A 1,351-nucleotide genomic window follows, 5' to 3' on the forward strand; every position below is an offset into this window, starting at 1 on the left:
TCGATATTTTATCGGGCTCATTTTGTTTAAATTTGATTTGATTCTTTCGTTATTGTAATAGTTAATATACTGTTTAATTTCAGTTTTTAATTCTTCTATTGTTCTGAACTTTGTTATATAAAAAAGTTCAGATTTTAATGTTCCAAAGAAGTTTTCAATAATAGCATTATCCAAACAATTTCCTTTTCTTGACATGCTCTGTATAATCCCTTTTTCTTTTAATAAGTGTTGATATTGTTTCATTTGATATTGCCAACCTTGATCAGAATGAAGAGTTAAATTAGTGTTATTTGGTATTTTCTTAAATGCTTTTTTAAGCATAGTTACCACTTGATTAAACACTGGTCTTTCTGTTAGTTCATAACTAATTATTTCTTGATTAAATAAATCTATAATCGGTGATAAATACAATTTCTTTCCAAAGACATTGAACTCTGTTATATCGGTTGCCCATTTTTGATTGGGAGCTGTAGCTTTAAAATTACGATTTAATAGGTTAGGAGCAATTTTACCATTTTCTCCTTTATAGGATTTGTATTTCTTCACCCTGATAATACTTTTTAAACCTAACAAATTCATTAATCGTAAAACGGTTTTGTGATTAATAACGATTCCTTTGTTTTGAAGTTCATCTGTTATTCGTCTATATCCATAACGACCTTTATGTCTGTGATAAATAGATTTTATTAACTGTTTAATTACTTTGTATTTATCCGGTAATTCACGTTGTTTTTGATGATAATAAAAAGTACTTCGTGCCATATTAGCATGATTTAAAAGTGGTTTTAAATCATATTTATGCCTTAATTCCATTATGACTTGCGCTTTTTGGCTTTCTCTTCTGCTTGAATTAAGGCTTGTAACTTTTTTAAATAATCAAGTTCACAACGTAATGCTTCGTTTTCTAAAAGTAGTTCTTCTTCTCTAGTTAATGGTTTATCTGATGTATGCTTTTTAGGTTTATTATTGCTCATAGATTTTGGCCTGCCTCTGGTTTTAGTATATAATCCTTTCAACCCAAAATTACTAAAATCTTTTTGCCATTTGATTATTATAGATGAATCGGAAATGTTAAATCTCAAAGCAGCTTCTTTCAATGAAAGTGAATCTTTATATATAGATTTTAATACTTTTAACTTAATATCTAAAGCGTATCTTTTGTTCTTACCGCTAATCAACCCAGATTCACCATAGGTCTTATAAAAACTAACCCATTTACGAATATTAGATTCATCTGGACCTTTCAATTTAGAAACACGTCTACTTGAATAGCCATTATTTAAAACTAACTCAACACATTCTTTCTTAAATGCATAATCATATTTTGATTTTCTTTCCATAAAAATACCCC

The 1,351-nt window shown here is 28.0% G+C and carries 1 protein-coding gene; it reads right to left on the reverse strand.

Annotated elements, in window-relative coordinates; genetic code table 11:
- A protein-coding gene (locus ACNQGX_RS18305; protein WP_417978745.1) for an IS3 family transposase occupies positions 1-1,340 on the reverse strand; the annotation gives its coding sequence in 2 pieces (ribosomal slippage) (positions 1-863 and positions 863-1,340; 1,341 coding nt annotated over the 2 pieces). This gene is flagged as partial in the annotation.
- Positions 1,341-1,351 lie beyond the last annotated feature (11 nt).

It is taken from the genome of Flavobacterium glycogeni, assembly GCF_048286775.1.
Classification (GTDB): domain Bacteria; phylum Bacteroidota; class Bacteroidia; order Flavobacteriales; family Flavobacteriaceae; genus Flavobacterium.